This window comes from Ancylobacter sp. TW_SC_1 (genome assembly GCF_056836805.1).
Map to the genome: position 1 here is coordinate 1,069,348 of NZ_CM166365.1, position 22,346 is coordinate 1,091,693.

19 protein-coding genes are annotated in these 22,346 nt (G+C 69.7%); 12 read left to right on the forward strand and 7 right to left on the reverse strand.

The genetic code is table 11. The features are described 5' to 3' along the window. Window positions 1-5: 5 nt before the first annotated feature. The 5 genes from AC1PZ7_RS04980 to AC1PZ7_RS05000 all read right to left on the reverse strand — a co-directional run bounded on the left by AC1PZ7_RS04980 (window position 6) and on the right by AC1PZ7_RS05000 (window position 4,939). Window positions 6-683: an LON peptidase substrate-binding domain-containing protein gene (locus tag AC1PZ7_RS04980; RefSeq protein WP_482358401.1), complete on the reverse strand. Its 678-nt coding sequence runs from the start codon at window positions 681-683 to the stop codon at window positions 6-8. 91 nt (window positions 684-774) lie between these two features. Continuing rightward, window positions 775-1,701, reverse strand: coding sequence for a thioredoxin (gene trxA / locus AC1PZ7_RS04985; protein WP_482358402.1), 927 nt, complete (start codon window positions 1,699-1,701; stop codon window positions 775-777). Between the two features lie 79 nt (window positions 1,702-1,780). Continuing rightward, on the reverse strand, window positions 1,781-2,308 hold the full coding sequence (locus tag AC1PZ7_RS04990) for a prolyl-tRNA synthetase associated domain-containing protein (RefSeq protein WP_482358403.1): 528 nt from the start codon (window positions 2,306-2,308) through the stop codon (window positions 1,781-1,783). A gap of 92 nt (window positions 2,309-2,400) precedes the next feature. Continuing rightward, the gene (locus AC1PZ7_RS04995) at window positions 2,401-3,507 is read right to left on the reverse strand and encodes an alginate O-acetyltransferase AlgX-related protein (RefSeq protein WP_482358404.1); all 1,107 of its coding nucleotides are present in this window, start codon (window positions 3,505-3,507) and stop codon (window positions 2,401-2,403) included. Between the two features lie 16 nt (window positions 3,508-3,523). Further along, complete coding sequence (locus AC1PZ7_RS05000) at window positions 3,524-4,939, reverse strand: MBOAT family O-acyltransferase (RefSeq protein WP_482358405.1); 1,416 nt, start codon at window positions 4,937-4,939, stop codon at window positions 3,524-3,526. Window positions 4,940-5,185: 246 nt separating this feature from the next. Between AC1PZ7_RS05000 and AC1PZ7_RS05005 the strand changes: the two genes are divergently transcribed. Continuing rightward, entirely contained in the window at window positions 5,186-5,989 is an 804-nt protein-coding gene (locus AC1PZ7_RS05005; RefSeq protein WP_482358406.1) for a gamma-glutamyl-gamma-aminobutyrate hydrolase family protein, read from the forward strand. 64 nt (window positions 5,990-6,053) lie between these two features. Here AC1PZ7_RS05005 and AC1PZ7_RS05010 read toward each other — a convergent pair whose 3' ends face one another. Next, window positions 6,054-6,728 (reverse strand): GntR family transcriptional regulator, encoded by a 675-nt coding sequence (locus AC1PZ7_RS05010; RefSeq protein ID WP_482358407.1) that lies wholly within the window; start codon window positions 6,726-6,728, stop codon window positions 6,054-6,056. Window positions 6,729-6,834: 106 nt separating this feature from the next. Here AC1PZ7_RS05010 and AC1PZ7_RS05015 point away from each other — a divergent pair, with 106 nt between their 5' ends. Beyond that, window positions 6,835-7,062: a Trm112 family protein gene (locus AC1PZ7_RS05015; protein ID WP_482358408.1), complete on the forward strand. Its 228-nt coding sequence runs from the start codon at window positions 6,835-6,837 to the stop codon at window positions 7,060-7,062. Window positions 7,063-7,117: 55 nt separating this feature from the next. Here AC1PZ7_RS05015 and AC1PZ7_RS05020 read toward each other — a convergent pair whose 3' ends face one another. After that, on the reverse strand, window positions 7,118-8,350 hold the full coding sequence (locus AC1PZ7_RS05020; RefSeq protein WP_482358409.1) for a ubiquinone biosynthesis hydroxylase: 1,233 nt from the start codon (window positions 8,348-8,350) through the stop codon (window positions 7,118-7,120). A 143-nt stretch (window positions 8,351-8,493) separates the two neighbouring features. Between AC1PZ7_RS05020 and AC1PZ7_RS05025 the strand changes: the two genes are divergently transcribed. From AC1PZ7_RS05025 to AC1PZ7_RS05070, 10 genes are all read left to right on the forward strand, one after another. Beyond that, window positions 8,494-9,372: an acyl-CoA thioesterase gene (locus AC1PZ7_RS05025; RefSeq protein WP_482358410.1), complete on the forward strand. Its 879-nt coding sequence runs from the start codon at window positions 8,494-8,496 to the stop codon at window positions 9,370-9,372. Between the two features lie 297 nt (window positions 9,373-9,669). Beyond that, a complete protein-coding gene (locus AC1PZ7_RS05030; RefSeq protein ID WP_013168191.1) occupies window positions 9,670-10,008 on the forward strand; it encodes a P-II family nitrogen regulator in 339 nt (112 codons plus the stop codon). A 51-nt stretch (window positions 10,009-10,059) separates the two neighbouring features. Further along, entirely contained in the window at window positions 10,060-11,424 is a 1,365-nt protein-coding gene (locus AC1PZ7_RS05035) for an ammonium transporter (protein ID WP_482358411.1), read from the forward strand. 274 nt (window positions 11,425-11,698) lie between these two features. Then, the gene (locus AC1PZ7_RS05040) at window positions 11,699-12,949 is read left to right on the forward strand and encodes an aminotransferase class I/II-fold pyridoxal phosphate-dependent enzyme (protein WP_482358412.1); all 1,251 of its coding nucleotides are present in this window, start codon (window positions 11,699-11,701) and stop codon (window positions 12,947-12,949) included. Between the two features lie 42 nt (window positions 12,950-12,991). Then, window positions 12,992-15,661: an FtsK/SpoIIIE family DNA translocase gene (locus AC1PZ7_RS05045; RefSeq protein WP_482358413.1), complete on the forward strand. Its 2,670-nt coding sequence runs from the start codon at window positions 12,992-12,994 to the stop codon at window positions 15,659-15,661. A gap of 147 nt (window positions 15,662-15,808) precedes the next feature. Then, complete coding sequence (locus AC1PZ7_RS05050; RefSeq protein WP_482358414.1) at window positions 15,809-16,537, forward strand: LolA family protein; 729 nt, start codon at window positions 15,809-15,811, stop codon at window positions 16,535-16,537. A gap of 183 nt (window positions 16,538-16,720) precedes the next feature. After that, entirely contained in the window at window positions 16,721-17,539 is an 819-nt protein-coding gene (locus AC1PZ7_RS05055) for an exodeoxyribonuclease III (protein ID WP_482358415.1), read from the forward strand. Between the two features lie 161 nt (window positions 17,540-17,700). Beyond that, on the forward strand, window positions 17,701-17,913 hold the full coding sequence (gene lptM / locus AC1PZ7_RS05060; RefSeq protein WP_482358416.1) for an LPS translocon maturation chaperone LptM: 213 nt from the start codon (window positions 17,701-17,703) through the stop codon (window positions 17,911-17,913). Window positions 17,914-17,929: 16 nt separating this feature from the next. Beyond that, window positions 17,930-19,198 (forward strand): diaminopimelate decarboxylase, encoded by a 1,269-nt coding sequence (lysA, locus tag AC1PZ7_RS05065; RefSeq protein WP_482358417.1) that lies wholly within the window; start codon window positions 17,930-17,932, stop codon window positions 19,196-19,198. 161 nt (window positions 19,199-19,359) lie between these two features. Continuing rightward, window positions 19,360-22,188 carry a TIGR02302 family protein gene (locus AC1PZ7_RS05070; RefSeq protein ID WP_482358418.1) on the forward strand — a complete coding sequence of 943 codons (2,829 nt, stop codon included), beginning with the start codon at window positions 19,360-19,362 and terminating at the stop codon, window positions 22,186-22,188. Window positions 22,189-22,346: the final 158 nt, after the last annotated feature.

Here is a 22,346-nt window from a genome sequence, read left to right on the forward strand (position 1 = left end):
ACTATCTACTGCAGCGAGCCGTCGCCCTCGCCGCCGGTGCGGGCCATGGCCATCTGCGTGACGGCGATCAGCATCTCGGCGCGCGAGGCGAGGCTCGGCGCTTCCAGCAGGGCCTGCTTCTCGCGCGGCCCGAACGGCGCCATCATGGCGAGGGCGTTGACCAGCGCCTCGTTGGGCGCGTCCTTGATGCTCTTCCAGTCGGCTTCCAGCCGGTTGGCGTCGAGATAGTCGGCCAGCGTGCGCAGCAGGGCGCCGCGGTCCACCGCCTCGGCGCCGGCATTCGGCGTGAAATCGTCACGGAACGCCTCGTAATCCACCTGCGCCTGCCGGAACGGCGTGCCGGCATCGACCTCCGCCACGACACGGAAGCGGGCGACGCCGCTCAGATTCAGCAGATAGCGCCCATCGCCGCTCTCGGCGATCTCGGTGATGCGGCCGACGCAGCCGACGCCGACGATCTCCGGCGCGCCCGGCACGGCGAGGGACGGCTGCTCGGGCGCCGTCTGGATGATGCCGATCAGCCGGTTGCCCGCCAAAGCGGCGTCGATCATCGCGAGATAGCGCGGCTCGAACACGTTCAGCGGAAGCTGGCAGCGCGGTAGCAGCAGCGCGCCTTCCAGCGGGAAGAGCGGGATGATCGTCGCCAGCTCGGAAGGGGCGGTATAGGGATGGTTGATCGCCATTGAGTTCCTTGAGGCGTTGCGGGCGGCATGTCTCGGCGGCGTCGCGCGAGATGTCGTCCCGCGGCCATGGCGGGGAGTACCCCCGTCGGCGTCAGGCGAACAGGATGGAGGACAGGCGGCGACGGCCGGCGACGGTGTGCTCGTCCGTGGGGCCCCAGGCCTCGAAGAACTGCACGAGCTGCTTGCGCGCGCCGTCCTCGTTCCAGTTGCGGTCCTTGCGCACGATGGTGAGCAGTTCGTCGACCGCCTCCTCGCGCCGGCCGCGCGCGCTGAGCGCGACGGCGAGGTCGAAGCGGGCCTGATGGTCGAGCGGGTTGGCGGCGACCTTGGCTTCCAGCTCCTTCACGTCGCCCAGCGCGCTCGCGGCCTCCTCCAGCTCGATGGCGGCGCGGACGGCGACGATGGCGCTGTCATTCGCGGCGGTTTCCGGCGCCATGGCGAGCGCGGCCCTGGCCTGCTCGATATTGCCGGCGGCAAGCTCGGTGCGGGCGAGGCCGGCGATGGCGGCGAGGTTGGCCGGCTCCTCGCCGAGCACGGCCGCGAAAATCTCCGCCGCACCGGCGAGGTCGCCCTCGGCGAGCGCAGCCTCGCCACTGGCGAGGATATCGGCGATGTCGTTGCCGCCGCCGGACGCGGCGACCAGCTTGTCGACCAGCGCCTTGATCTGCGTTTCCGGCTGCGCGCCCATGAAGCCGTCGATCGGCTGGCCGTTGACGAAGGCGTAGACTGTGGGCAGCGACTGGATGCCGAGCTGCTGGGCGACGGCGGGATGCTCGTCGGTGTTCATCTTGGCCAGGCGCACCTTGCCCTTGGCGGCACGCACCACCTTCTCGATGAGCGGAGTGAGCTGGCGGCAGGGGCCGCACCAGGGGGCCCAGAAATCGACCAGCACCGGACGGATGCGCGATTCCTCGACCACGTCCTTCATGAAGCTCTTGGTGGTGACGTCCATCACCACATCGTCGCCGGCCGGCGCATCGCCGTTCGCGGCGGGAGAGGAGGGCTGGTTCAGCAACATGGGGCGTCCTCGCAATAGGTGCTCGTGCTCGGCGTCTAAGATGGTCCGCTGCGCCGTGAATGCAACGGGCGGGGGGTACTCAGGCCTCGTCCGCCGCCTCGCTGCGGCGCGGCACGGCCATGATGACCGGCTCGTGCCCGGTGGTGCGCAGGAAGCGCACCAGGTCGTCGCGGCGGATGGTGGTGGTGGCGGTGTTCACCAGCGGATGGCAGTTGATCTCGTCATGCGCCATCAGCTCCTCGTCGAGCACCACGGTCACGCGGCCCTGCGCGTCGTTGACCGGGCCGAAGGCGGTGACCGCGCCCGGCTTCACGCCGAGCACCTCTTCCAGCAGCTCGGCGCTGCCGAAGGAGAGCCGGCTCGCCGCGCCGAGCGGGACGTGCAGGCTCTTGAGGTCGACGCGGGCGTCCTCCTCGACCACGACGAGGAAGAGATTGCCCTTCTTGTCCTTGAGAAACAGGTTCTTGGTGTGGCCGCCGGGAATGTCGCCGCGCAAGCCTTGCGAATCCTCCACCGTGAACAGCGGGGGATGCTCGATGGTGCGGGTCTCCATGCCGAGCTCGGCTAGGCGGGCGAGGAGGTCTTCGGCGGAGAGCGGAGCGGGCATGAGCGGACCGGCATCGGTGCGGGGGAGGAAAGGGCTGGCCGCGTTCTAATGCGGCCCGCGGGGTCGCGGCAAGGCGGGAACGATGGGCCGGATCAGTGCGCCTTGGCCGGGTTGCGTCCGCCGGTGCAGGGGAAGAAGCGCTCGGTCGGCGTGTAGATCAGGATATCCGGCCGGAAGCGGGCGATCAGGCCGCGGTCGAAATGGCACGTCTGATGATGCGTCCACAGGAAGGCGGAGCTGCGCGCCGCCAGCAGCCCGTGCCAGAACGTGCGGGTGAAGGAATCCCCGACCACCATGATGCGCGGGCCGGCATGGCCGGTCTCGACGGCCTGGGAGGGAAAGAGCGGATTCTCGTTGTCGCCGATGACCCCCGGGATCGGCGTCAGGCCCTTCGGATCCGCAAAGGGCTCCTGCCATTTGTAGCGGCGATCGGGCGGATCGCGCTCGTCGAGCCCGCCCAGACGCAGCAGGTCGCCGCCCGGCTTGTCGACCAACGGGCCGAGCGCGTCCTGCGGGCTCACCTCGAGATCCGGCCGGCCGGCTGCCGCCATCGCCGCGTTGAAGGCAACGAGCGCGCCGCGCTCGTTCCAGTGCGTATCGTACTGGAAATAGGTGGGGCCGTCCTTCTTGGCGGCGTCGAGAAGCGGGCGCAGGTCGACGAAGGGGATATCGTCGGCCCTGAGACGCGCGGCGACGAGGTCGTATTCGGTCGGTGCCTTCTTCTGCCGCCGGGCATAGGCGGGCAGATTCTCGAAATAGACGGTGTGCGCGTTGGGCGGGATGAGGACGACGAAGCGGCCGCCCAGCGCCTTCATCTTCTTGTCGAGCTTCTGGGCGAGGTCGATGAAGGCATTCACCGCGTCGGGGCGGATGATGCGGCCGATCGACTGTTCGAGCGCGTTGTTGTCGCGGATGAACAGCCAGCCATTCTCGCCCTGCAGCACGCGCTCGCCCTGCGGCTCGTCGATGAAGCGCAAATACCGCTGATGCGCGGCGAGAACGGCGCCGCGGAAGCCGAACACGTTGTTGACGTAGGGGTCGAGCCGGCGCGAGGCGTCCTCCCACCAGTGCTCCTCCGGCTCCAGCACGGTGCGCATCGGCGCCGGCAGGTCGGGTGTCATCAGCCCGATGGTCGGCAGGGTGAGGATGGCGACGAAGATGATCGCCCACCAGCGGCGGAAGGCCATGAGCAACGGCATCGTCTTCTCCCCCCGCTCAGAACCGGAAATACAGGAAGGGCGAATAGGTCGCCGCTCCCACCGACAGGACGCACAGGCTGAACAGCAGCGCGATCACCACCGTGTCGGTCGCGCCGTAAAGGGCGAGCCGCGCCCGCGTCGCCAGATTGCGCGCGCCGGGCTGCGGCAGCCCGAACATGGCGAGCGGCCAGGCGAGCACCATGATGGCGACGGTCACCGGCTTCAGCTCGGTCAGCAGGTTGACCGAGAGCGCCTCCACGCCGTTCAGCCCGGCGAGGCCGGCGAACAGGTCGAGCGCGTCCGGCAGGCTGTTGGCGCGGAACCAGACCCAGCTGGTCAGCACCACGAGCAGCACATAGGCGTGGTTGACCACGCGTGGGGCGCGGCGGAGCGCGGCGCCGATGCGCGTACGCTCCAGCACCAGGAAGCTGCCATGGTGGATACCCCAGATCACGAAGGTCCAGCTCGCCCCGTGCCACAGGCCGCAGAGCAGGAACACGGTCCAGAGATTCAGCGCGGTGTGCAGATGGCCCCGCCGGTTGCCGCCGAGCGGGATGTAGACATAGTCGCGGAACCAGCTCGACAGGCTCATATGCCAGCGGCGCCAGAAATCGGTGATCGAGAGCGAACCGTAGGGCAGGTCGAAATTGCGCGGGAACTTCAGCCCCATGGCCAGCGCCAGGCCGATCGCCATGTTCGAATAGCCGCCGAAGTCGAAATAGATCTGCAGCGCATAGGCGCAGACGCCGATCCACGCCTCGCCGAGGCTGGGCGTCGTGGTGTTGTCGAAGACGACCGCGACGATCGGCGCCACCTCGTCGGCGATCAGCACCTTCCAGGACAGGCCGATGACGAAGATGCGCAGGCCCGCCGACACGCGGCCCAACGTGGTGCGGCGCGCGCGGATGCGGTGCGCGATGGTCGAATAGCGCACGATCGGACCCGCCACGAGCTGCGGGAACATGGTGATGTAGACCGCGATCTCGTCGAAGCGGCCATTGGCCCGCGCCTTCCGGCGGTAGACGTCGACGAGATAGGAGATGGCGTGGAAGGTGAAGAACGAGATGCCGAGCGGCAGCGCCGGATGGATGACGGGAAGCTGCAGCCCGGCCGGTAGCGCGAGATTGATGTTCTCCGCCAGGAAGCCGGCATATTTGAAGGCCACCAGCCCGGCGACGTTCACCGCCACGGCGAGCGCCAGCATGCGCAGGCGCCACGGCTCCGACCGTCGATCGATGAACAGGGCGAAGAAATAGTTCGCCACGATCGAGGCGGCGAGCACCATCACGTTGGCGATGCCGCCCCAGGCATAGAAGACCAGCGAGAAGGCGAGCAGCACCAGATTCTTCGCCCGCACACCCGGCATGGCGAAGTAGCAGATCAGGAACGCCGGCAGGAAATAGAACAGGAAGGAGACGGACGAAAAAACCATGAGGTCCCGGCGTTGCGTGCCTGCTACCGATGATGTGCGGCCTCTTTCATACACGAAGGCGCGCACTCGGAAACCTTCGGCAAACTTTCTCGCGCGGCAGACGTCGGGTGTGGCGCTGGCGCACCAGGCGGCCGCATGGCGCGCGGGGCCGCTCCCCGGCCGGCGCATGGCGGCCGCGTCTCCGGCGCCGTTGACAGGCGGCGGGGGCCGGTACCACATCTTGCCCAGCAGGTTGCGGGAGACATCATGCGTCCAGTCATCGGTGTGATCAGCGACGTCAAGGCCAGCGGTGGCCACGTCGTCCACGGCGTCACGGAAAAGTACATCTACGCGGTCGCGCGCGGCGCGCAGGCCATGCCCGTGCTGATTCCCGGCACGGTCTCGGCGGTCGACGCCGACATGGCGCCGGAGCGGGTGGGGATCGAGGAGATCTTCGATCTCGTCGACGGCCTGTTCCTGCCGGGCAGCCCGTCCAATGTCGCGCCACATCACTATGGCGATCTGCCACATGATCCGCCGCTGCCGGCGGACCCGCATCGCGACGATATCTCACTGCCGCTGATCCGGGCGGCGCTGGAGCGCGGCGTGCCGCTGTTCGGCGTCTGCCGCGGCTTCCAGGAAATGAATGTGGCCCTGGGCGGCACGCTGTTCCAGAAGCTCTACGAGCAGCCCGGCCGCTTCGACCACCGCGAGGATTCCAGCCTCGACATCGACGGCCAGTACGCGCCGGCGCACGAGGTGATGCTGGAGCCCGGCGGCCTGCTGGCGAGCCTCGCCGGGGCACCGAGCTGGCGCGTCAATTCGCTGCACGGGCAGGGCATCGCCAGGCTGGCGCCGGGCGTCGTCGTCGAGGCGCGGGCGCAGGACGGCACCATCGAGGCGTTCCGGGTGCCGGACGCGCCGGGCTTCAACATGGCGATCCAGTGGCATCCGGAATGGCGCTTCTGGCAGGACAGGCTGTCCACCGGCATCTTCGCCGCCTTCGGCGCGGCGGCGGCGCAGGCGGCCGAGCGCCGGCGCGGCGGCGCCAGGCTGAAGGCGGCGGGCTGAGGTTTCGCCTTTTCCGTCATCCCGGACGGCCGCAGGCCAATCCGGGATGGTGCGCGGGCGCCGATCAGCCGAGCTGTGCCAGCAGGTGGCCGATGCCGTCGCGTATGTCGGCCTCGATGGCGCGGCGTAGCGCCGCTTCGTCGCGCGCCCGCAGCGCGGTCAGCGCCTGCGCGTGGCGGTCGACCGGGTAGTGCGTTTCGAGGTCGGCCAGCGCCATGCGCATGAACGGGCCGATCTGCAGCCACACCGATTCGATCAGCGGCAGCAGCACATTGTCCGCCCGCCCGCCATACAGCGCGGCGTGGAAGGCGAGGTTGGTCTCGATCATCGCCTCGGTGTCGTCGGCCGCGACCGCCGCGTCGGACGCCTGGTTGAGCATGTCGAGACGCTCGATGGCGTCGCGGTCGACAACCGCCAGCGAGCGGGCGGCGGCCTCGCATTCCAGCAGGGTGCGCGCCGCCATCAGCTCCTCGAAGCGGCGGGCGGTCATCTCCGGCACGCGCACGCGGCGATTGTCGAGCAGCACCAGCGCCCGTTCGGCCACCAGCCGCCGCAGCGCCTCGCGCACCGGCATGGAGGAAACGCCGAGCGCGTCGGAGAGTCCACGTATCGTCACCGCCTTGCCGGGCGGGAAGCGGCCGGCCATGACCGAGCGGCGCAGCCGGCGGAAGACCCATTGCTGCAGCGTTTCGCCGTCAAGGCGGGGTTCGAAGGCGAGGTCGAGTGCGGGTTGGTCCATCGATCCGTATGCGAACGCGCCATGTGGCGACGTGAGAATGTCAGCTTGCTGCGCTATATACCCGGAATTCGCCGAATCCGGTCGCCGAGATTGAGAGAGCCGCCCCATGGCCGTGAGACCCGAGAAGCCCGTCGCCCGCGCCGGCTACGAGATCGACCCCAAGCTCCTCGAGCTGCTGGTCTGTCCCGTGACCAAGGGGCCGCTGGAATATGACCGCGAGGCCCATGAGCTGGTCTCCCGCGCCGCGCGCCTCGCCTATCCGATCCGCGACGGCATCCCGATCATGCTGGCCGACGAGGCGCGCCCGCTGACCGAGGAAGAAGCGGCCAAGTGAGGCTGCCAAGTGAGGCTGCTTCAGGCTTGAGGCTGCTCAGCTTGAGCGCCTCCAGCTAAAGCACCTCGCCGCGCAGCAGCCTCGGGGCCTGCCCGCCGATGCCGGCGGCGTCGCGGATGAAGAAGGACTTCAGCGCCGGGAGGCGCTCGACGAGGCCGAGGCCGACGTCGCGCACCAGCCGCACCGCGTCCGAGCGCACCCCGAACAGGCGGTTGAGCCCGTCGGTCGCCGCTCCCATGGCGAGGGTATCGAAGCGGCGCCAGCGCTGGTAGCGCTCCAGCACGTCCGGTCCGCCGATGTCGAGGCCGAGCCGCGCGGCGTCGGTGACGGCCTCGGCCAGCGCGGCGACGTCGCGCAGGCCCATATTGATGCCCTGGCCGGCGATGGGATGAATGGTGTGCGCCGCGTCGCCGACCAGCGCGAGGCGGTCGCCGACGAAGGCGCGCGCCATCTGGAAGCCGAGCGGGAACGCCTTCGGCTCGTCGAGGATCTCGATCTCCCCGAGCTCCAGCCCGAAGCGGCGCTCCAGCTCGTCCTGCAGCAGGACGCGCGGCAAAGCGAGCAGGCGTCCGGCCGTCTCGGTCGATTCGGTCCAGACGATGGAGCAGCGATTGCCGGTCAGCGGCAGCATGGCGAAGGGCCCGGCGGGCAGGAAATGCTCGACTGCCTTGCTCTCGTGCGGGCGCTCATGGCCGACGGTGAGCACGATGGCCGACTGGCCGTAGGGCCAGCCGACGACGCCGATGCCGGCCAGCGCGCGCAGCTTCGAGCGGGCGCCGTCGCAGGCGGCGAGCAGCGCCGCCGAGGCCTCCCCGCCGTCGGCGAGCCGCAAGGCGGTGCGCGTCGGCCCGGCGGTGAAACCGGCGACAGTGGTCGGCAGCAGCTCGATGCCGCGCGTGCGGGCCAGCGCCGTCATCGCGTCCTGCAGCACGGCGTTTGGCACCATGTGGGCGAAGGGTTCGCCCGGCTCCACCTCGCCGGCGAAGGAGAGGAACACCGGGCGGGCGGCGTCGCCCAGCTTCGAATCGGTGATCTCCATGGCGAGGATCGGCTCGGCCTGCGCCGCGACGTGCTGCCACACGCCCAGCGCCTCGAACAGGTGCCGGGCACCGGCGGCGATGGCGGAGGCGCGCATGTCGGTGCTGTGCGGCTCGGCCGCCACGAAGGCAGGATCCGCCACCGCGAGGCGCGCGCTCGCGCCCAGCCCCTGGCGCAGCGCCAGCGCGAGGGAGAGGCCGGCAAGGCCGCCGCCCGCCATCACCGCATCATATCGCCCGGCCTGTTCCATGGCTTTCGCCCTCGTTCCCATTCCATCCGCGCATTGTGCGCCGGGCATCATATGCCTTAGCTACCAGTGTGGAACAATGAGCGTGGTCAAGGCCGCGCTGTGCCCGCGGGGTGCCGCCCCGCGCGCGAAGGAGCCGGAAGCCGATGTCGAACAGCGCCGCCGAACTCGTCGATCTGCTCGATCTGGAGCGGCTGGAGGACAACCTCTTCCGCGGGCTCAACCCGCCCGAATCATGGCCGTTCCGCAGCCGCGTCTTCGGCGGGCAGGTGCTGGCGCAGGCGCTGGTGGCGGCGCAGCGCACGGTGGAAGGGGCGGGCGCCCATTCCATGCACGCCTACTTCCTGCTCGGCGGCGACCCGAGCATTCCGATCATCTACGACGTCGAGCGGGTGCGTGACGGCCGCAGCTTCGCGACGCGCCGCACGGTGGCGATCCAGCACGGGCGGCCGATCTTCATCATGTCGGTGTCGTTTCATCGCGAGGAGCCGGGCCTGGAGCACCAGCTCGACCTCGACATCGTCGTGCCGGCGCCCGAGGAAGTGCCGGGCATCGGCGAACTGCCGGAGGAGGTGCTCGCCCGGCTGCCGGCACCGGTGCGGAACTACTGGCTGCGGCCGCGCCCGATCGAACTGAAGCCGATCGGCCTCGGCGAGCGCCATGCCGCGCCGCGCCGCGCCGTCTGGTTCCGTGCCAATGGCCGTCTGCCGGACGAGGACGGCCTGCACCGCGCCGTGCTCGCCTATGCCAGCGACATGACGCTTCTGGAGGCGACGACGCTGGTGCACGGTACGAGCGTGCTCGGCGAGACGCTGCAGGCAGCCAGCCTCGACCATGCGCTGTGGCTGCACCGGCCGTTCCGCGCCGACGACTGGCTGCTCTATGCCCAGGACAGCCCCAGCGCCGCGGGCGCCCGCGGCCTGGCGCGCGGGCTGGTCTACGACCGGGCCGGGCGGCTGGTCGCCTCGGTGGCGCAGGAAGGGCTTATCCGGCCGATAACGCCTTCCTTGAAGGCACCTGCCTAAAAATTAATCTTCACGTGGCAATTGTGGGGCGGTGACTCCGGATGGATCATTTCGCCGACCAAGAATTGAGCAAGCGGGCCGTGTCTCATCCACCCTGCGTAACGCCAGCCTGGGCCGCGCAGGGGCAGGATGTGTCGCGACTGCGCCGCAGGAAGTGTTGAGTCGGCACGGTTGGCACGGGAATTGTTTCCTGTCTCTTCGGCTTGACCGAATGGTCGGAATAATCCGCCTGGCCGAGTCCGACATGAAACGCCCAGAACCCCGCCAGCGGTTCGGGGCCAAGCGGGGACAGGAACCATGAAGATCGTCATGGCTATCATCAAGCCTTTCAAGCTTGAGGAAGTCCGGGATGCGCTCACTGGCATTGGTGTGCACGGACTGACCGTCACGGAGGTCAAGGGATATGGCCGTCAGAAGGGCCACACCGAGATCTATCGCGGCGCGGAATACGCGGTGAGCTTCCTGCCGAAGCTCAAGATCGAGGTCGCCGTGCCTTCCGATCAGGTTTCCAAGGTCATCGACGCGATTACCACCTCGGCCAAGACCGGCCAGATCGGCGACGGCAAGATCTTCGTCTACGCGATCGACCAGGCCGTGCGCATCCGCACCGGCGAGACCGACGCCGACGCGCTCTGAGCCCGCGTCACTGATCCCGACATTTTCCGATTGCGACGGAGCATTGAACCCATGACGACGAAGAATTGGATACGCGCGGGTCTGCCTGCGCTGGCGACGACGGCGCTGTTCGCGGCCGCCGCTTTCGCCCAGGACAACCCGGCCACCGGCGCGGAAGCCACCGCCGAGGCCGCCGCCGCGGTCGCCACCGTGGACAAGGGTGACGTCACCTGGATGATGGTCTCCTCCATCCTCGTGCTGTTCATGACCGTTCCGGGCCTCGCTCTGTTCTATGGCGGCCTGGTGCGCGCCAAGAACATGCTGTCCGTGCTGATGCAGGTCACGGTCATCGCCGCGGTGATGATGCTGATCTGGGTGTTCTACGGCTACTCGCTCGCCTTCACCTCCGGCAATGCCTTCATCGGCGGCTTCGAGAAGGCCTTCCTCGCCGGCGTGACGACGGACAGCCTGGCCGACACCTTCTCGGCCAACGTGAAGATTCCGGAGTACATCTTCATCGTCTTCCAGATGACCTTCTCGGCCATCACCCCCGCGCTCATCATCGGCGCCTTCGCCGAGCGCATGAAGTTCTCGGCGATCGTGCTGTTCTGCGTGCTGTGGGTGACGTTCGTGTACTACCCGATCGCCCACATGGTGTGGTTCTCGGAGGGCTACCTCTTCGCCATGGGCGCGCTGGACTTCGCCGGTGGCACCGTGGTGCACATCAATGCCGGTATCGCCGGTCTCGTCGGCTGCATCATCATCGGCAAGCGCACCGGCTACGGCAAGGAACTGATGCCTCCCCACTCGCTGCCCTTCGCGATGGTCGGCGCCAGCGTCCTGTGGGTCGGCTGGTTCGGCTTCAACGCCGGCTCCAACCTCGAAGCCAATGCCGGCACCACCCTGGCGGTGATGAACACCTTCGTCGCCACCGCCGGCGCGATCGTGGGCTGGACGCTCATCGAGTGGCTGGCCAAGGGCAAGCCCTCCATGCTCGGCGCGATCTCCGGCATGGTCGCCGGCCTCGTCGCGATCACCCCGGCGGCCGGCCTGTCCGGTCCGCTCGGTGCGATCGTGCTCGGCTTCGTCGCCGCCATCATCTGCTTCTTCTTCTGCACCACCGTCAAGAACGCGCTCGGCTATGACGACAGCCTCGACGTGTTCGGCGTTCATGGCGTGGGCGGCATCGTCGGCGCCCTCGGCACCGGCATCGTCGTCGCGCCGGCGCTCGGCGGCCCCGGCATCGCCGACTACGAGATGGGCCATCAGCTGTGGGTGCAGTTCCAGGCAGTGGCGGCCACGATCGTGTGGTGCGGCGTCGTCTCGGCGATCCTCTACTACATCGTCAACATCATCGTCGGCCTGCGTCCGTCGGTTGAGAAGGAGCGCGAGGGTCTCGACATCGTCGAGCACGGCGAGCGCGCCTACCACAGCTGATCGCGGCCTGACGGCTCCGATGCCCGGCGCGCGACCTGCGCGCCGGGACGCTTCTCAGGACCTGTGCCGAGTTGCGCCGCGATGCGCAGTCTCCGTTCCTGCAGCCTCCCGCTGCCTCGAGACCCCGGTCGACGCCGGGGTCTTTTCTTTTTCAGTGGCGCGGCGTTTCCCGGCGCGGCGTCCTTCGATCGCATGGTTAAGAACGCCTTTACCGCGTCGGCCCTATTCTGGTGCGAGACGCCGCATTCCCGCGGCCGTGGCGAGACGTTCCCCCGTGCCCGAATCCCGTTCCCAAGGCGCAGCGACAGACCTGGCGACGCCGGCTCCCGATCCCGGGCCGGCGGCGCGTTCGCCCTTCGTGCGCCTGACCGAACTGCTCGCCGACATCACGCCCGCCAAGCCGGCGCTCAGCCTTGCCGTGGGCGAGCCGCGCCACGCCATGCCCGGCTTCGTCGGGGAGGTGCTCGCCGCCCATCTCGACGGCTTCGGCCGCTATCCCGCCGGCAAGGGCCTGCCCGAGTTCCGCCGCGCCGCCAGCGACTGGTTCGCCCGCCGCTACGCGCTTTCGCATGCGCCCGATCCGGAGCGCGAGGTATTGGTGCTCAACGGCTCGCGCGAGGGGCTGTTCTTCGCCGCGCTGATGGCGCGCCGGCTGCTGTCGCCGGCAAAGCGCGCCCGCATCGGAGCCGGCGGGCCGGCGGTGCTGCTGCCGAATCCGTTCTATGCCGCCTATGGCGCCGGCGCCGAGGCGGCCGGCTGCGAGAGCGTCGCCCTGCCGCTGCCGCCCGGTGGCGGCTGGCTGCCGGATCTCGACGCGCTGCCGCCCGAACTGCTCGACCGTTCGGTCGCGCTCTATTTCGCTTCGCCCGCCAACCCGCAGGGCACCATCGCCCCGCGCGCCTATCTTGAGCGGCTGGTCGCGCTGTGCCGCGCGCATGAGGTGATGGTGTTCGCCGACGAATGCTATTCGGAGATATGGCTCGGCGACGCACCGCCGACCGGCATCCTCGAGGTCGGCGGTACGGACTTCGCCGGCCTCGTCGCCTTCAATTCGCTGTCCAAGCGCTCCAGCCTGCCGGGGCTGCGCTGTGGCTTCTGCGCCGGCGACGCCCGGTTCATCGAGGCTTTCGGCGAGTTCCGCAACGTCGCCGCGCCGCAGGTGCCGGAGCCGCTGCAATGGGTCGGCATCGCCGCGCTGGCGGACGAGGCGCATGTGAGCGCGAGCCGCGACCTCTACAAGGCCAAGTTCGACATTGCCGACAGGGTGCTCGCCGGGCATTTCGGCTATGAGCGGCCGGATGGCGGCTTCTTCCTCTGGCTCGACGTCTCGGCGGTGGGCGGCGGCGAGGCGGCGGCGCGACGGCTGTGGCAGCGCGAGGGGCTGCGCACCGTGCCGGGCGGCTATCTGTGCCGGACCGGGGCGGACGGCCGCAATCCGGGCATTGATTACCTGCGCATCGCCCTGGTTCAGGATCTGGCGACCACGGAGGCGGCATTGCCCCGCCTCCTGGCCGGCCTGTCCTGAACGGGCGGCGGCGGGGACACGGGCGAGGGAGCGGGGCAGGACATGGGCCGGCAGACGCAGACGACGATGCGGGCGCCTCGGCTGGAGCCAGCCCCCGGCCGCGCGGCCAGGGCGCGCTCGCGGCTCGATGTGGCCGGCAAGGGGGGCGCCGGCAAGGGCGGCGCCGCCACGCGGACCCAGTCCCGGCGCCGCAAGGGAACTCCGGGTGGTTTCCTGCCCGAGGAGATCAAGGGCGCGCTCGGTCGCCGCGGGGCGGAACTGGTGGGCCTGCTGCTGCTCTTCCTGTGCGGACTGATGCTGCTCGCGCTGGCGAGCTGGTCGGCCGACGATCCGAGCCTGAGCCGTTCCAGCGCCGCCGCGCCGTCCAATCTGCTCGGCCTGCCCGGTGCAGCCTTCGCCGATCTCATGATGCAGCTCTTCGGCGTCGCCGCGCTGGCGGCGGTGCTGCCGCTCGGCGTCTGGGGCTGGCTGGTCCTGACCCATCGCCGCCCCCGGCGTCCGCGCGCCCGGCTGATCGCCTTCGTCGTCGGTGTGGTGTTCGCGGCGGGCTTCGCCGCCTGCCTGCCGCGCTTCGGCGGCTGGCCGCTGCCGAGCGGGCTCGGCGGCGTGCTCGGCGAGGGCGTGCTGGCTGTGCCGGGCGCCTTTCGCTCCAGCTGGCTCGGCAGCGTCGACTACGCCATCGTCGGCGCCATCTGCCTGCTCGGCGCCGTGGTCGCGCTGCCGATCGCGGTCGGTGCGGGCCTGAAGGGCGGCGAGGACGCCGAGGCGGAGGACGACGAGGCCGGCTTCGAGGATGACGAGCCGGGGCGGTTCGCCTTCCTGCTCGGCATGGCGACGCATGCGGTCCTCTCGCTGAAGGCGCGGCTCTCCTCCGACACGCCACGGCAGGCCCGTCATGCGCGCCCGCGACGCGGCCTCATGGCCCGCATGCGCGGCGCCTTTGGGCTCGACGAGGAGGAGGATGATCTTCCGGCCCCACGCCGCGCCCGCCACGAGCCGAATTTCGGCCGTCGCGAGGCATTCGACGACGACGACGAGGAGGATGTCGCCGGTTTCGAGAGCGCGCAGGACGAGATGCCCGAGCCGGAGGACGAGCCCGCGCCGGCGCCGCTGCCCGCGCGTTCCGGCCGGCGTCCGCCGCTGCGTTCGATCCGGGGCGGGCGCGCCGCGCTGGAGGAGCAGCGCCGGCGCTACATGATGCCCGGCCTCGACCTGCTGGCGCCGCCGCCGCCGCGCAGCGGTCCCGCCCTGCCGCGCGAGGTGCTCGACCAGAATGCGCGCGACCTCGAGGGTGTGCTCGACGATTTCGGCGTGCGCGGCGCCATCGTCAATGCCCGGCCCGGTCCGGTGGTCACGCTGTACGAGCTGGAGCCGGCGCCCGGCATCAAGTCGAGCCGGGTCATCGGCCTTGCCGACGACATCGCCCGCTCGATGAGCGCAATCTCCGCCCGCGTCGCGGTGATCCCGGGCAAGAACGCCATCGGCATCGAGCTGCCCAATCCCAAGCGCGACAAGGTCCTGCTGCGCGAGATCATCGCCGCGCGGGACTTCGCCGAGGCGGCGCACAAGCTCGCCATCGCGCTGGGCAAGACCATCGGCGGCGAGCCGGTGATCGTCGACCTGGCGCGTATGCCGCATCTGCTGGTCGCCGGCACCACCGGCTCGGGCAAGTCGGTCGCCATCAACACCATGATCCTGTCTCTGCTCTACCGGCACCGCCCGGAGCAGTGCCGGCTGATCATGATCGACCCGAAGATGCTGGAGCTCTCCGTCTATGACGGCATCCCGCACCTCCTCACTCCCGTCGTCACCGACCCGAAGAAGGCGGTGGTGGCGCTGAAATGGGCGGTGCGCGAGATGGAGGAGCGCTACCGCAAGATGTCGAAGGTCGGCGTGCGCAACATTGACGGCTTCAACGCCCGCATCGCCGAAGCGCAGGCCAAGGGCGAGGCGATCGTGCGCACCGTGCAGACCGGCTTCGACAAGGAGACCGGCGAGGCCATCTATGAGCGCGAGGAGATGGACCTCTCGCCCATTCCCTACATCGTCATCGTGGTCGACGAGATGGCCGACCTGATGATGGTCGCCGGCAAGGAGATCGAGGGCGCCATCCAGCGCCTCGCGCAGATGGCCCGCGCCGCCGGCATCCACCTGATCATGGCCACCCAGCGCCCGAGCGTGGACGTCATCACCGGCACCATCAAGGCCAACTTCCCGACCCGCATCTCCTTCCAGGTGACCTCGAAGATCGACAGCCGCACCATTCTTGGCGAGATGGGTGCCGAGCAGCTGCTCGGCCAGGGCGACATGCTCTACATGGCCGGCGGCGGGCGCATCTCGCGCGTGCACGGCCCCTTCGTCTCCGACCAGGAGGTCGAGCGCGTCGTCGAGCACCTCAAGGCGCAGGGGGCGCCGGACTATCTCGACGAGGTCACGGTCGACTTCGACGCGGAGGGCGAGGACGGCGCGGTGTTCGACAAGGGCGGCTTCGGCGCGCCCGAGGAGGGCGGCGATCTCTACAGCCAGGCGGTGGCGGTGGTGATGCGCGACAAGAAGTGCTCCACCTCCTACATCCAGCGCCGGCTGCAGATCGGCTACAACCGCGCCGCCTCGCTGGTCGAGCGCATGGAGCGCGAGGGGCTGGTCGGCCCGGCCAACCATGCCGGCAAGCGCGAGATTCTCATTGAGGCAAGCGGGACCGAGGGCAGCTGAGCCGATGCGGAATCCGCCTCTCTCCGCAGCACCTGCCCCAAGGTCGGGGCCACAGGATCGCCACAGCGACGCGCTACCCGCATCGCTGAAACAGAGATTCGCGCGCGGCCGGTGCCCTGGTGCCCCGCGCCCACCGAGACGTGCTCCATGCGCCATATGATCCGCATTCTTGCCGCCGCTGCCCTTCTGGCCCTGCCCTGCGGTACGGCCTTCGCGCAGGTGTCGCCACCCTTCGTGCCGGTGCCGCCGAAGAAGCCGCCCATGTCCAAGCTGACGCGCACCGCGCAGGCGGCGCCGGCCGCCTCCGCGGCCGCCGACCCGAACATCCAGATCGCGGCGACGGCGAGCCGCAGCGCGGCGGCCGACACGGTCCAGCGCATCAACGATTATTTCAACAGCTTCAAGAATATGACCGGCAATTTCGTGCAGGTCGATCCGGATGGCACGCGCCGCCAGGGGCAGTTCTACATCCTCAAGCCCGGCCGCGTGCTGTTCGAGTACGACCCGCCGAGCCCGATCGAGCTGGTGGCCGACGGGCGCTCGGTCGCGGTACGCGACAAGCGGCTGAAGACGCAGGACATCTCCCCGCTCTCGGCGACGCCGCTGCGCTTCCTGCTGTCGGAGAATTTCGACCTCGCCCGCAACAGCAGCGTCACAGGCGTCTACCAGGACGACGTCTTCGCCACCGTGGTGCTGGAGGAGAAGCAGCCCATGGCCGGCACCTTCCGGCTGATGATCATGTTCGACGCCAAGACCATGCAGCTCAAGCAGTGGACGGTGACCGACCCGCAGGGCTACGACACCACGGTGGCGGTTTCCAATCTCGATACCCGCGAGCGGCCCGACCCGATGCTCTTCGTCATCAATCGGAACTGAGACGGCCCTTTTCGTTGTCCGGGAGCGACTGTCGGATCGTCTCCACGGCCGTGTGACGATCCCGGTTCCGCGCGGCGCTCCGGCCAGGATGAAGATCGCGGACGGGCGCCCCGTTCAACTTCGGCGGAACATGCTCTAGGGTCGCGGCCGAATCCCGCAGACGTCTCCAAGGTTTTGCCGCCCGTGCCGCTGACAATCGCCACCTGGAACATCAATTCGGTGCGCCTGCGCATCGGTCTCGTCGCCAAGCTTGCCGCCGAGCACCAGCCCGACGTCATCTGCCTGCAGGAGACGAAGACGCCGGACGACCGCTTCCCGCTGAAGGAAGCGGCCAAGTTCGGCTACCCGCATGCCGCGATCCACGGCCAGAAGGGCTATCACGGCGTCGCCATCCTCTCGAAGCGTCCCTTCGAGGCGGTGAGCCGGCAGGGTTTCTGCGACATGGGCGACGCGCGCCACATCTCGGTGGTGCTCGGCCGCGAGGCGGGGCTGGCGCAGCCGCTGAGCATCCATAATTTCTATATCCCGGCCGGGGGCGACATCCCCGATCCGGCGGTGAACGAGAAGTTCCGCCACAAGCTGGCCTTCCTCGACGAGGCGACGGCGTGGGAGACGCTGCACCCGGCCGATCCGGCCGCCCGCTCGGTGCTGGTCGGCGATCTCAACATCGCCCCGCTGGAGGCGGACGTGTGGAGCCACAAGCAACTGCTCGACGTGGTCAGCCACACGCCGGTCGAGGTGGACAAGCTGGCGAAGCTGCAGGCGGCGGGCCAATGGGTCGACGTGATGCGCAACTTCATCCCGCCGCAGGAGAAGCTCTTTACGTGGTGGAGCTACCGCGCGGCCGACTGGGCCGCCTCCAATCGCGGCCGCCGGCTCGACCATGTATGGGCGACGCCCGCCCTCGCGCCGGCCGCGCGCGCCATGACGGTGCTGCGCGAGGCGCGGGGCTGGGAACGGCCCTCCGACCATGTGCCGGTGGTCGTGGCCTTCGACGCCTGACCCGCGGACCAAAATGCGGGCATGGCGAAAGGCGAGGCGAGCGAAGCCGTTTTGCGGGCTCGCCTTTCGGCGGGCGTCGTTATAGTTTGCGCCAAACCGTTCGCGTTGAGCGCGCAGGTGCGCGCCATCGCGTGTAAGTGACCCAAGCCGAGGAAGTTTCCTTGTCCCGCCGCTCCCTGCCCCGCCTGACCCGCATGCTCGCCGTTTCGCTCGTCCTCAGCGGCGCGCTGGCGCTGGGCGGCTGCGGCGTGAAAGGCCCGCTCGAGCCCCCGCCGGGCACGCCCCTCGGCACGCCCGGCCCGGACGGCAAGATGCCGAAGGACACCGGTCCGGTGAAGCCGGACAAGCCCTTCTTCCTCGACGGCCTGCTCTGAACGCCCGAACCGCGCCATGCATCACTTCGCCTATCGTGACGGCATCCTCCATGCGGAGGATGTGAGCCTCGTCGACATCGCCCGGGCGGTCGGCACGCCGTTCTACGCCTATTCGACGGCGACGCTGGAACGGCACCACCGCGTGTTCACCGAGGCGTTCGCCGACATGCGCACGACGCTGTGCTACGCGGTGAAGGCCAATTCCAACCAGGCGGTGATCCGCACCTTTGCCAAGCTTGGCGCCGGCGCCGACATCGTCTCCGGCGGCGAGCTCAAGCGTGCGCTCGCCGCGGGCATCGAGCCGCGCAAGATCGTGTTCTCCGGCGTCGGAAAGACGCGCGAGGAGATGGCGGCGGCGCTCGACGCGGGCATCATGTGCTTCAATGTCGAGAGCGAGCCGGAGCTGCTGACGCTGTCGGAAGTCGCGGTGAGCCACGGCGTCGCCGCGCCGATCTCGATCCGCGTCAATCCGGATGTCGACGCCAAGACCCACCACAAGATCTCGACCGGCAAGTCGGACAACAAGTTCGGCATCCCGGTCTCGCGGGCCCGCGAGGTCTATCGCCATGCGAGCGCCCTGCCGGGCATCCGCATCACCGGCGTCGACATGCATATTGGCAGCCAGATCACCGATCTCGGCCCGTTCGACAATGCCACGGCGCTGCTGGTCGAGCTTGCCCGCGACCTGATGGCGGACGGCCACGGCCTGACCCATCTCGATCTCGGCGGCGGGCTCGGCGTGCCCTATGTCGCGGGCGAGCCGGAGCCGCCGCTGCCGTCGGCCTACGCCGCGCTGGTGAAGCGGCACACGCATAATCTCGGCCTCGGCCTGGTCTTCGAGGTCGGGCGCATGCTCGTTGCCAATGCCGGCGTCCTGATCGCCCGTGTGCTCTATGTGAAGGAGGGCGAGGGCAAGCACTTCGTCATCGTCGACGCGGCGATGAACGATCTCATCCGCCCGACGCTCTACGACGCACATCACGAAATTTTGCCCGTGCGCGAGGCGCGGCCGGGCGAGGGGCAGATCGTCGCGGATGTGGTCGGTCCGGTGTGCGAATCCGGCGATTTCCTGGCGCTCGGTCGGCGGCTGCCGGCGCTCAAGGCGGGCGACCTCATCGCGGTGATGACGGCCGGCGCCTATGGCGCGGTGCAGGCCTCGACCTACAACACCCGCCCGCTGATCCCGGAAGTGCTGGCAAAGGGCGGCGAATTCGCCGTGGTGCGCCCGCGCGTCGAGGTGGACGAGCTGATCGCCCTCGACCGCATTCCGGGCTGGCTGGCCTGACGCGGCGGGCCGAGCGCCCGCCACATTGTCCCGCGACATGTCTCACGATGTGATGATGGATTGAGCGCGCCCATTCCGGCGGCAGGGATGGCGTGCAGGGACCGCCATGTTAAGGTGACGCTGGGGCTGGTGTCGGACCAAAGTGCGTCGGAGGCTCACGCGTGACGGCAACACCGGAAGGAACGGAAGGCGTCGAGGCGCGCCCTGAAACGGCCGCCAGTGCGCGGGCGGAGCGGGCGCGGAGCAGGGGCCGGCTGGCTGAGCTGCGCCGTGCCGAGCAGCGCATGGGCGCCGCGCTCCAGCGGGCCTGGGCGACGCTGATGTGGGAGCGCGTCTGGCCGGCGGTCGCGGCTGTCGGCGCGGCCATCGGCATTTTCCTCATCGTCTCCTGGCTCGGGCTGTGGCTGGCGCTGCCGCCCTATGGCCGGATCATCGGCCTCGTCCTCTTCGCCGCGCTGTTCGCGTTCGCGCTCATTCCGGCGCTGCGCATTCGCCCGCCGTCTTCCGCCGAGACGCTGTCGCGGCTCGATCGCGAAAGCCATCTTCCGCACCGGCCGGCGACCGCGCTCGCCGACCAGATCGCCAGCCGGCCGGACGATCCGGTCGCCGCCGCGCTGTGGCGCGCGCATGTCGCGCGCATGTCGGCGCAGCTGGGGAGCCTGCGCGCCGGGCTGCCGTCGCCGCGCCTCGCCGCCATCGACCGCCAGGCGTTGCGCGCGCTGGTGCTGCTGGGTGTGATCGCCACCTTCTTCATGGTGCCGGGCGACCATCTGCGCCGCATCGCGGCAGCCTTCGACTGGCAGGCGCTGGTGCCGCCCAAGCCTTACCGCATCGATGCCTGGGTAACGCCCCCGGGCTACACCGGACGTGCGCCCGTGATGCTGCCCGGCCTGCGCTCGCTGGAGACGGCGCAGCACACCGGCGAGGCCGGCGGCGCGGGCGAAGCGAGTGACTATGAGGCGACGGCGCTGACCGTGCCCGCCGGCAGCGAATTGGTGGTGCGCATCATCGGCCTCGACGACGCGAAGCTCGTCACGCAGGGCGGCATCGCTGCCGTACCAGAAGCGGATGTGGCGGGCCCGGCCGGAACCGGCCCGGCGCCGCAGGCGAGGGCGACGCCCGCCGGGCCAGCGGCATCTCCCGCCTCGACGGCTTCCGCCTCGACGGCTCCCGCCGCGACTGGCGATGAGCGTCATTTCGTCATCGCCGCCGATGGCTCGGCCCGCGTCGAGGGCCCGGACGGACGCTTCGTCTCCTGGCACTTCCGTGCGCAGCCCGACGGACCGCCGACCATCGAGCTGACCAAGGAGCCGCAGGCCTCCGGCAACAACGCCCTGGCGCTGAGCTACAAGGCCGAGGACGACTATGGCGTCGTCGGTGCCGAGGCGCGCTTCGCCGCGCTGCCCGCGCCGCCGCCGCTGCACGCCCTCAAGAATGCGCCTCCGGCCCCGGCGCCGCGCCCGCTGGTGGAAGCGCCGAACTTTCCGCTGCCGCTCGTCGGCGGCCGCTCGAAGACGGCGACGGGCCAGACCACGAAGGACTTCACCGAAAGCCCCTGGGCGGGCACGCGCGTGACCATGTCGCTGAGCGTGCGCGACGAGGCCGGCAATGTCGGCCAGTCGCGCCCGCGCAGTTTCACGCTGCCGCAGCGCGGCTTCTCCAATCCGCTCGCCCGGGCGCTGATCGACGAGCGTCGCATGCTGGCGCTCGACGCCAACCAGCGTGAACGGGTCGAGGCCGGTCTCGACGCGCTGACCATCGCGCCGGACCGCTTCACCCCGAACGCCGCGCATTATATGGGGCTGCGCAGTGCCTATTGGCGGCTGGTCAATGCCAGGAGCGACGAGGACCTGCGTGGCGTCGTCGACTATCTCTGGGAGATCGCCGTCCGCATCGAGGACGGCGACCTGTCCGATGTCGAGAAGCGGCTGCGCGACGCGCAGCAGGCGTTGCAGAACGCGCTCGAGAACGGCGCCAATGACGAGGAGATCCAGCGCCTCACGCAGGAACTGCGGCAGGCGATGCAGGACTTCATGAAGGCGCTGGCCGAGGAGGCGCAGCGCAACCAGAACCGGGCGGACCGCAACCAGCCGATGGATCCGAACACCCGCACGGTGCGCCCGCAAGATCTGGAGAAGATGCTCGACCGCATCGAGGACATGGCGCGCAACGGCGCGCGCGATGCCGCGCGGCAGATGCTGAGCGAGCTGCAGAACATGCTCAACGGCCTGCAGGCCGGACGGCAGCAGCAGCGCCGTCAGGGCCAGAGCCAGATGTCGCAGGCGATGGACCAGCTCGGCGACATGATCCGGCGCCAGCAGCAGTTGCGCGACCGCACCTTCAAGGAAGGGCGCGACGGGCAGCAGGACCAGGCGTTCAACGACCTCAAGCAGAACCAGGAGCAGCTGCGCGACCAGCTCCGCCAGCTGCGCGAGAAGATGCAGCAGGCCATGCGCGGCCGCCAGCAGGGGCAGGGCGAGCAGGGGCAGGGCGAACCGGGCGAGGGTCAGCAGCCGGGCCAGAACGGCGAGGGCCAGCAGGGCGAGGGCCAGCAAGGGCAAGGGCAGGGGCAGGGTCAGGGTCAGGGCACGCCCGGCGCGGGCGGGCTCGCCGATGCCGAGCAGGCCATGCGCGAGGCGGAGCAGGCGCTCGGCGAGGGCGACGGCACCGGCGCCGTCGACGCGCAAAGCGAGGCGCTGCAGGCGCTGCGCAAGGGCGCGCAGCAGATGGCGGAGGCCATGCAGCAGCAGGGCGGTCCAGGCGGCGAGGGACCCGGCAGTCCCTCGGGCGAGACCGCCGAGCGCACCGACCCGCTGGGCCGGCCGCTGCGCTCGCGCGACTATGGCGACGACCAGACCGTGAAGGTGCCGGACGAGATCGACATGCAGCGTGCCCGCCGCGTGCTGGAGGAACTGCGCCGGCGCTTCGGCGAGCCTGAGCGCCCACGCCTCGAGCTCGACTATCTGGAGCGGCTGCTACGGGACTTCTAAGCGTCGCGCGCTATCCCCAATCGTCATCCCGGACGGCCGAAGGCCGATCCGGGAGCGTATTCTTCGGGATAGGGGGCCGACCGGGGAGCGCTTCCGGCTCTCCGCTTCGCGGCGGCCGGGATGGAGGTCGTATGCGGACGAGCAGGTGACGCGGCCCC